At 62.9% G+C, this 8,804-nt stretch carries 10 protein-coding genes; 6 read left to right on the forward strand and 4 right to left on the reverse strand.

What is annotated here, in order from left to right; all coding sequences use genetic code 11:
- On the reverse strand, positions 1 to 283 hold a 283-nt coding region (locus BL253_RS38520), incomplete at its 3' end, for a plasmid replication, integration and excision activator (protein WP_076823027.1).
- 190 nt (positions 284 to 473) lie between these two features.
- Here BL253_RS38520 and BL253_RS38525 point away from each other — a divergent pair.
- On the forward strand, positions 474 to 878 hold the full coding sequence (locus BL253_RS38525) for a helix-turn-helix domain-containing protein (RefSeq protein WP_076823023.1): 405 nt from the start codon (positions 474 to 476) through the stop codon (positions 876 to 878).
- 177 nt (positions 879 to 1,055) lie between these two features.
- Here the strand turns inward: BL253_RS38525 and BL253_RS38530 are convergent, their stop codons facing one another.
- A complete protein-coding gene (locus BL253_RS38530; RefSeq protein WP_241835534.1) occupies positions 1,056 to 1,313 on the reverse strand; it encodes a hypothetical protein in 258 nt (85 codons plus the stop codon).
- 47 nt (positions 1,314 to 1,360) lie between these two features.
- Positions 1,361 to 1,882, reverse strand: a complete 522-nt coding sequence (locus BL253_RS38535) for a hypothetical protein (protein WP_241835535.1) — start codon at positions 1,880 to 1,882, stop codon at positions 1,361 to 1,363.
- A 202-nt stretch (positions 1,883 to 2,084) separates the two neighbouring features.
- Here BL253_RS38535 and BL253_RS38540 point away from each other — a divergent pair, with 202 nt between their 5' ends.
- Positions 2,085 to 3,548 carry a helix-turn-helix domain-containing protein gene (locus BL253_RS38540; RefSeq protein ID WP_131831705.1) on the forward strand — a complete coding sequence of 488 codons (1,464 nt, stop codon included), beginning with the start codon at positions 2,085 to 2,087 and terminating at the stop codon, positions 3,546 to 3,548.
- On the opposite strand, the gene BL253_RS38545 is transcribed toward BL253_RS38540, so the two are convergent.
- Positions 3,545 to 4,336 (reverse strand): phosphotransferase family protein, encoded by a 792-nt coding sequence (locus BL253_RS38545; protein ID WP_198946567.1) that lies wholly within the window; start codon positions 4,334 to 4,336, stop codon positions 3,545 to 3,547. The two genes, BL253_RS38540 and BL253_RS38545, sit on opposite strands and share 4 nt — an antisense overlap.
- Positions 4,337 to 5,455: 1,119 nt before the next feature.
- Here BL253_RS38545 and BL253_RS42100 point away from each other — a divergent pair.
- From BL253_RS42100 to BL253_RS38560, 4 genes are read left to right on the forward strand one after another with little or no spacing between them, the layout of a single operon-like run.
- Entirely contained in the window at positions 5,456 to 6,292 is an 837-nt protein-coding gene (locus BL253_RS42100; protein ID WP_131831706.1) for a hypothetical protein, read from the forward strand.
- A complete protein-coding gene (locus BL253_RS38550) occupies positions 6,289 to 7,173 on the forward strand; it encodes a formyltransferase family protein (RefSeq protein WP_081439115.1) in 885 nt (294 codons plus the stop codon). Before BL253_RS42100 ends, BL253_RS38550 begins: the two co-directional genes overlap by 4 nt.
- Before the next feature lie 7 nt (positions 7,174 to 7,180).
- On the forward strand, positions 7,181 to 7,624 hold the full coding sequence (locus tag BL253_RS38555; protein ID WP_076819731.1) for an NUDIX domain-containing protein: 444 nt from the start codon (positions 7,181 to 7,183) through the stop codon (positions 7,622 to 7,624).
- A 29-nt stretch (positions 7,625 to 7,653) separates the two neighbouring features.
- Positions 7,654 to 8,217: an NUDIX domain-containing protein gene (locus BL253_RS38560; RefSeq protein ID WP_076819729.1), complete on the forward strand. Its 564-nt coding sequence runs from the start codon at positions 7,654 to 7,656 to the stop codon at positions 8,215 to 8,217.
- Positions 8,218 to 8,804: the final 587 nt, after the last annotated feature.

An 8,804-nucleotide genomic window follows, 5' to 3' on the forward strand; every position in this document is an offset into this window, starting at 1 on the left:
CCAGCTCCACCGGACGAAACGGCGTACCCGGAATCGGCTCGGGCAGCGCCGGCGCCGTCTCCGCCGCGATCTTCACCTTCAGCTCCGCCGTCCGGGCCGTCGGGTCGGCATCCATGATCCGCACCGCCCAGAGCCGAACGCCGGTTTCCTTGTCGAGCTCCTGCGGGTCAGGCGCCTTAGCCCGCATCTTCTCGAAGTCGTTCGACGGCTCCACTCCGAGCACGTAGGCACCGTTCGGGAACACGTCCGCGAACGCCACCGGAATTCTGCGAGGAATCGCCACCGCGCCACACCTCCAAAGAAAGGTCCCGCCGTTCGGACGATCCGGACGTGTCGGGCATGTGGCTACAATGCGCCGCTCGCCGAGCGCTCGTCGAGCGGGTATCCAATGGTTGGATAGAGTCTTTGGATGAAATGCAGGTAGTAGAGTCGCGCTGTTCTCGTCCCACCTCGGAAGCGATATTGTTTGCTTTGTGGCAAAGAACGGGGAGCGGCGAGCATCCACGCCGCGCGAGGACTGGCGGGCCGTCGCCCAGGCGCTCAACGGCCGGATGACCGCCCGTAGGGTCGGTCAGCAGGAGCTTGCGGACCAGGCCGGGGTTTCGGTCGCGACGCTGCGCGTGTTGCAGCACGGAGGCGGTGAGCGCCGCGTCCAGGACGCCACGTTGGCCGCGGTCTGTCGCGCGTTGGACTGGCCGGCTGACTACCTGCTGTGTGTCCTGCTCGGCCAGCCACTACCCGAGTCCACCCCGGCGCCGGACATTGCTGCCGTGGACCCCTTCGCCGCCCTGGTCGACGGTCAGGCCGAGATTCTCGCCGTCCTGCGTCGCATCGAGGCCCACGTCGAGGGCATCGCCCGTGGCTTGACCCCGGCGTAGCGCCGGCCGAGCGGTCGGCGCCGCGCGTCCGTTCCGCGGAACGCAATGATCGGTACGAGTCGTGGCCGACCGTGCGGACCCGAACCGGAAGTGATTCGGTCGGGAACGACGAGGGCCGGACCCGTACGGGAACGGTCCCCGACAGGTCCGGCCCGTCATCCGGCCGGCGAGCGCGCGCTATGAGACGACCGGCAGCTCCCACCTGTCAGTCCCCAGCGCCGTATCAGGCGCGAAACCCTCGCATGAGTCATCGCCGTTTTCGGTGGCAAGCGACGCTGTCACGGCGCGCACCGCCTCGCGCGACGAGACACCCGGCGCCCCGTACACCAGCACGAGCCGCAGATCGCCGAACGCCTCCACGAACTCCAACCCGGTGGGCAGCCGAGCGATCTGGGCAGCCAGCTCCGCCGGACTGGACCCCGGCACGAGCGTCACCACCGCCGTCCGACCAGACCCGCCCACGTCCGGAGACGTCGATGTGGTCATGCCGCCACCGCCACGGCTTCCGTCGACGCCGAGCCACTCGGGCGGAGGCTTTCCAGCCAGCCCGGCACCTTGGACCGGTCCGACACTTCCCAGACGACGCGCAGTTGCACCGCGTCCGTCGCGACGACCGACACCAGGTGCGGAATCGCCACGTAGCCGCTGTCCTGAGAGAAGCGTGGCCGCGTCCCGCAGGTAATCACCGGCGAGAAGCGATCTGTCAGCGCGGCCCGCTGATCGGCCAGCAGCCGAGCCACCACAAGCGCCAGCATGCTGCGCGCGGGAGACACCAGCCGAGGACACACCACCAGCGCCCACGCCTTACCGTTCGCCGCGAGCGACCAGGCCACGCCGTCCGGCGGGTACGGGTACGACGGCACGAACGCCAAGCCCGTTTCACCACCGCACTCCGCGGACCGCTGACCCAGCAGCACCCCGTCCTTCGCCGGCAGCGGGTACGCGTCCAGCGCCACCGTCACCAGCCCGCCAGCACCCCCGTCAACATCGATCATCATGTCCATCGTGCGGCCTCCAGCACCCGAACCGAAAAGACGAGCCCCAGCGCGCGGCGACCACTGCCGACCGCACGGCGGGTACGGCTGGCAGCGTTTCGCCGACCGGCGAGCGCGAACAGGTACGCGGATAGATACAGACGGTGGATAATGCGACCATCCGTGCAGGCCCCAACACGCCGGGGCGCCGCTCTTTCAGGGAGCCGTKACCATGACCCCACGCCGCCCACTGCCCACAGCGCCTGAAGGACTGTGGGACCGCCCCGAGATGGCCACTGCACTCGCCGCCCGGGATATGACAGCCGTCCTGAGGATCTACCAACAGTGGACGGGCGCCACCCAGCCCCAGATCGCCAACGCCGTCGGCATCGGCCAGCCCTCCGTCAGCGCCATCCTCAACGGCCACCGCCAGGTCACCGCCCTGGACATGTTCGAGCGGTTCGCGGACGGCCTGGCCATCCCCCGCCCACGTCTCGGACTCGCCCCAGCCGGCGCAGCACCCGTCGCGGCCACAGCCGATACCGGCAGCCTTCCCACCGATGGGGCACAGGTCGTGGAGCACGGCGCGGAGTACCAGACTGAGCCAGCCGGCGCCGTGAACCTGTTGGCGCGGCTGTCCGACGCCGACCTCAGCAACGACCCGACCGTGATGCGCTCCCAGTGGAGCCCGACCGCCGCGCCCGGACTCATCACGGGGTTCCTCTTCGACCAGGGTCTCCTTGCGCCGTCGGACGGCGAAGACCAGCCGGTACACCGCGGCTCACCGGCCGACGTCATCCGCGCCACCGCGTCGCACCTCATGGACCTCGACTTCCAGTTCGGCGGCGGACACGTCCGCAAACTGCTGCTGTTCTACTTCCGCTCCGAAGTCCTTCCCCTGCTCCAACAACACGGCTCCAGGAGCACCGGGCGCGACGTGTACCGCGCCGCCGCCGAAGTTGCCGAACTCCTCGGCTGGAGCGCCTACGACGCCGGCCGGTTCGGCGCCGCCCAGCGCTACTACGCCCAAGCACTACGACTCGCCCGCGAAGCCGACGACGAGCTCCTCGGCGGCTGGATGCTCGCCAGCCTCAGCCACCAGGCCAACTACCTCGGCCGCTACGGCGAGGCTCTGCAACTCGCCCGCGCCTCAGCGTCGGTCACCCGCCGGCAGCCGAGCATGACCGTCGCGTCCCTGTCGCTGGCGATGCAGGCCCGCGCCCTGGCCAACCTCGGCGAGGCCAAGGAATGCGCCAGGACCATCCACGAGGCCGAGCAGCTCTTCGAGCGCCAGGACCCCGACCGCGACCCGCCGTGGATCGCGTTCTTCAACGTCGAGGAACTCGCCGGCGAGGCCGCCCACTGCTACCGCGACCTCGGCCGCTCCGCCGAGACCCAGATCTTCGGCTCCAAGGCACTTCACCCCGAGCACACCCCGGCCCGTACTCAGGCATTCATCGGCATGGTGAACGCCGCGGGCGCCCTCAACGGCGGGAACCTCGACGAGGCGGTTCTCCTGGCCGTCGAAACGCTGGACATCGGCGCGCCCCTGAAGTCCACGCGCTACCTCCGGTACCTGAACGACTTCCACGATRCTTTGAAGTCCCGGCACCCGCGCGAGCCGCAGACCGTCTCTTTCAACGTGAAGCTCCGCGAGCACTACCCGCCGGCCAAGGCTGCGAAGCGACGACCCTAGAACGCCGTCCAGTTCCCACCGACGCCGGAGCGCAGCGTCACCATCCTGCGCTCATACTCCGCCGCGATCACAGGCGACAGGTGCGTGTTCTGCATGATCCACGTCGTCATTCTGATCTCATGTATGCGGCGCAGTACGTCGAAGCCGGACCAAGACGTCACATCGAACCCGTAGGCGTCGACGAATGCCCGGTACTGCGCGTCAGTCCACCAGCCTGCCGTCCGGTACTCCGTTGCCGTCATCGCTAAGTCCCATTCTGGCTGACCCCACCCGAACCGTTCGAAGTCGATCAGGACCGGRCCAGCCGCTGTGACCATCAGGTTGGCAACATGGGCATCGCCATGGACGGGCCCGGGAGCCAGGGCGAAGTCGAGCCGTRACGCCGCGGCGCCCAGCTCCCCGTACGCCGTGAGCAGGAAGTCCTTGTCATCGGCCGAGACCGGCGCGCTCTCGATCCTGGGCGCCACGCGCGCGACCAACTCAAGCGCGGGAAGGGCGAACCCCGTCGGTGCGGGAAGTCGGTGGAGGCGTCTCAGGAGATCCCCGAGGTATCCGGCGTCGCCTTCCGTCCCGTCGCGACCGATGATCTGACGCCAGAACGTGACCGGGTGTCCGGCGACGTCGAGAGGCTGCCGCACATCTGCCAGGCGCGCCGCCGGATAGCCCACCTCGCCCAACCACCGCGAGACCATGGCTTCCTTCACCGCGTCGTCCCAGCGGCTCATCGACCGGGCCACCCGCACCATGACGCCGACGTCACGCAGACGGAACAGCGCGTTCTCGCCCAAGCGAACCAGCTCCGCGCCAGTGGGATCGAGTCCCGCCCGCTCGCAGGCCACGACCAGGACCGAGCCCGCCGACGCTGCCCCGAACCCCCGAGACGTCCGATCCGTCACGACAGCGAGCCGCCGCCCCGCACCGTCCCGCCCATGCACGGCAGGCTAGCCCACCGCCTACCTGCAAGACCCGGACTTCAAGCGCTCGCCGAGCGGATCACACACCGCCACCGCCGACCCGAGCGACCACCCCGGCCACAGCCGCGACAGGCGTCAGCGCCAGGACAGCGCCGCAACGCCGTAGCCTGCCGAATTGCTCGATCTAGAGATCAAGCGGCGTGGCCATCCGGCTCGCCCCCCGCCTGCGCGTGGCGCTGGCGCGCCATGCTCGGCGCGGGGCGAGCACGAAAATGCGCCTCTCATCAGCCATGACAAAGATGACCTTGCGGTCTGACAACGATGAACCGCTCGGGAAGCGCTCGGGAAGCGCTCATTCGGCGGACACGGGCTGAGCCAGGGGCCATCATCGATGGCATGACTCTCAGGCTGCGCGAGGTCAACGGGTCAAGGTAGCGGTACCAACGCACGGCAAGAAAAAAATGCACAATATTCAGCTCATATGGGGGTGGGCTTGGCACATGCTTGGCTTGACATAGCCACGAACGTCTTCGCAGGATTCGCAGCCACTGTCTTTGCGATCCCTATCGGCCTGTACGTCGACCGTACTATGCAACGACGTAGAGAGCGCTCGCGTGCGCTACAGACTGCGTCTCGAATCAAGATTGAGCTGGAACAAATGCAGGCATGGCTAATAGAGGTAAAGAATGCTCTGGATGACTCTAGTAGCTCTCTTCCGCGACACCACCCTTYGGCGGGACTCTCGCGCGATGTCGACACAAGCCAAGATTGGTTCACTCCGGCACTTCTTCGAGAGATAGCTCGAATGGAGGCGATGGCAAATGAACTCAATGAGGCTGTCCGGCTATTATGGGATCTTCTACTCTTGGAGCCCACGAGCATATCGGCTTTTCAAATCCGAGTAAACGCGGCTCAAAACCATGCGCGACTGATGATCGATGAGACTTACCGGGCCACCACGAAATGCCGCCGAACGTTGGATAGTGAGCCACTATGTATGCAGACATAGTCGCGGCAATTTTAGAGTCGGCATCGACCAAGAAACAACTCGAGTGGGCGCTAAATACAACGATCGACGAAGCTCTAGTCTATGCTACGGCCGACCCCGATCTAGCGGTCAAGGAGCTACGGACCGTTGCCCGACGCGCTCGCGAATTAAATAGCTCGCGGCGATACGAAATTCGACTTCGGGCCATGATGGCGGCCGGCAACATCCTGAGAGATCATGGCCAGCCCGCCCAACGCGGTGAAGCGCGTCGCATATTTGCGCATCTGAAACGCGCCTATCAAGAGTTTGATGAACCACTCTATGTTGCACAGTCCACTCTGTATCTTGCCGCGACCAATGAAATGGCAAATCGCCTACCTGCGGCGGCCCACCAGTACGCGATTGCCCGGGTGATTGCCGAGTCACTTCACCTACAAAACTTCGCAAGGCGCGTGCAAATTAGGGAATCAACCGTCGCGACGAAAGAGGGTGATCTGGCCACCGCGCAGTCAGCACTCGGCAGGCTTCGCGACGACGCGGCGCATTCCGGTGATGCATCTCTTTTTATTGCCACAAGTTCGAAACTCGCGATATCCCTCATGAGGGGTAATCGCTTGGATGAAGCAGCTAGCGTCCTCTCCTCGCTCGATCAACAGGCGACCCGGACGCCTCTCCAGAGAGTGCAACTGAGGATARTTCTCCTCGATCTTAGGCTGGCGATGCGTGACAGAATAGGAATCGAAGCAGAATTTGCGGATGTAGCTTCGCTCGTCGACGCCTACCACTTCAGACATCAAGCTGAGTATCTTGGACGTCTCCGACAAAGAATCGATCTTCCATGAGAATTGTTATTGTTTCGGCGAATCGTTATGGCGTGGCGCTGCACAAAACCCTAAAAACCAGGACAGCAAACCCTACTGTTGAGATCGGCGCAATCGTTGGGCCCAACAGACGTATCGACGACCAGATTGTCAACTATTTTACCGAAGCCCAGCGAGATGGAGATCTCGGTCTCGGTCTCCGTACGTCGCCGGGAGGAAATCTACTTCGCGAGTCGGACTACCTAGAGGCGTCAATCCCGGATGTAATTGTGGCCGCAGGTTGGCGTTGGATGATCGATGTAAATCAAGTCAGCGCAAAGCTGGCGCAATTGCGCCCGGATGGTGCACCGACCTTTCTTGGCACGCATCCCTCGCCGCTCCCATACGGTCGCGGTCAATCACCAATATCGTGGACCTTTCTGGAAGGCGCATCGTCTACCGCTCTTTGTCTATTCGAGTTGACTACAGAACCGGATGCCGGGTCAGTCTTGTGGTCCGAGAAAATTCGAATTGATCAAACATGGACATGCCGTGACCTTTACTTTGCTTGCATCAAGGCGCATGAGAATTTAGGGGCTTGGCTAGGCGAGCAGGAGGACTTGGCAGATCTCACATTACCTGAGACGTTTCGTCTAGACCGTGGACCCAGACGCAGACTCGGTGCTAGCGATGCGCAGATTCGAGGAATCTCATCGGCTGATTACAATCAAAGAGTATTTCGTGCCTTCGACTACCCCTACGGCCCGGTTTGGATTGAGATCGGTGGCACGTTGCGAGAGGTCCRCTCGTTGACGGTGCTGAGCGATCTGTCGCGCGGCGAGCCTGGTATGATCGTTCAGCAGTCCGAAAAATGTCTACTGCTACACTGCAACCCAGGGCTCGTCGAGGTTCAAATCGAATGAGGTCAACATGCCCGAACGCATCGACCGTCAATACTCTGGAATTATTTTCCTTACCGCCGAGCGGCAGGTTGTGCTCCAGCGAAGGGACAATAAGCCTGGAATAGTAAATCCAGGAATGCTTACGGCATTCGGTGGTACGGGAGAATCGGACGAGACTCCGGTCGAAACTGCGATGCGCGAGGCGCACGAGGAACTCGATATCGAAATACACGCTGACGAATTGCAGAATCTTTGCGAGCTTCCGAAGCGCGAGAATGACGGCAGTCTCACTCTCTGCACTTTTTTTGTCTACTCGAAACCTATCGATGTGACGGAGATTAACGTTCGTGAGGGCGTGGGAGCTGCGATCGTTGCACTTTCGGAGATTGAGGACGAGAATCTAATTAGTGTAACCGCAAAAAAGGCGATTCTCGAACTCCGCCGTTCACCCGCGGGGAAGTTCTCAAACTAAACCCCGGTCTGATGCAAAGAGGTCACCTCATGACTACATTGAACTCGAAATCACCGTTCAGGCTCCTTACTTCCCGTCTCGTCTACGAAAATCCGTGGCTCTCGGTCACCGAAGACAAGGTGATAAGAGCTGATGGAGGCGGCGGAACGTTTGGCGTTGTCGAGATGAAAGATGGTGTTACGGTCCTGGCGTTGACCGAAGACGGGGAAACATTCCTGGCTCGTGAATATAGGTACGGTGTCGAGCGACATACGCTGGAGCTTGTCAGCGGCGCGATCGAAGAGGGAGAAGATCCGCTGCAAGCCGCACGTAGGGAGTTGAAAGAAGAGATGGGCCTAACGGCATCTACGTGGACAGATCTAGGGCACATCGATCCCTTTACGAGCATTGTTCGATCAAAAAATTATCTCTTTCTCGCGCAAGATTTGACTGAGGGAGCGCGAAACCTAGACTCAGGCGAGGAGATAGAGCCGGTCCGAGTCGGGCTCGATACTGCGGTAAAAATGGCGCTCGAAGGCATGATCACTCATGGTGCGAGCACTGCGCTAATTCTTAAGGTCCGGCTCATGGATTACATGCAATCCGGCGATTAAGCATATAGATTTGATTGGCGGGCGTCTGTCTAATATGTAATATGGCGGCTGCGCCCTGGCTCGCCAGGTGCAGCCATCTTTACAGCCGCCTCGCGCGAACGTCCCTGGAAGAAGCAAGTCAAACGACGGATCAAGCGGTGTCGACCGACCTGCCCGGAGGTCTTTGGCCTCCGGGTCCGCGGTCTGGCGACCAGGACAGGGTGGGTACTGCACCCAAGCGTGTACCCACGCCGGCGGACGGCCTTGGACGATGGCGGACGTCAACGGACTCGACGTGCTACCGGACGAGCGGCACGCACGCCTGTGGACGTCGTCGGACGGCCTGCCTCTCCTCTTAAACCGCAGGTCAAGAACGAGCTGCCGCGCTGCTTCCGTTCCTCGGCGCTAGCGCACCTGCGGTACGGGTCGGCTTGCCAACGGGGACCTGTGCCCACCGGCCGTCGTGGTACAGAGTCAGTGACTGATCGCGATCATGCCGCGCGGTGACACCTACTCCAGCCAATGGTAGCCAGGCTGGCAGCCAAGCCGGCAGACAGCAGCGGATGAGGATGGACGTCTACGGAAACCGACGGCCGCCCGACCTGGAC

It is taken from the genome of Pseudofrankia asymbiotica, assembly GCF_001983105.1.
GTDB lineage: Bacteria > Actinomycetota > Actinomycetes > Frankiales > Frankiaceae > Pseudofrankia > Pseudofrankia asymbiotica.

Coding starts and splice junctions, on each gene's coding strand:
- BL253_RS38535 (WP_241835535.1), bottom strand. CDS start 1,882: ATGGACATGATGATCGATGTTGACGGGGGTGCTGGCGGGCTGGTGACG.
- BL253_RS38555 (WP_076819731.1), top strand. CDS start 7,181: ATGCCCGAACGCATCGACCGTCAATACTCTGGAATTATTTTCCTTACC.
- BL253_RS38560 (WP_076819729.1), top strand. CDS start 7,654: ATGACTACATTGAACTCGAAATCACCGTTCAGGCTCCTTACTTCCCGT.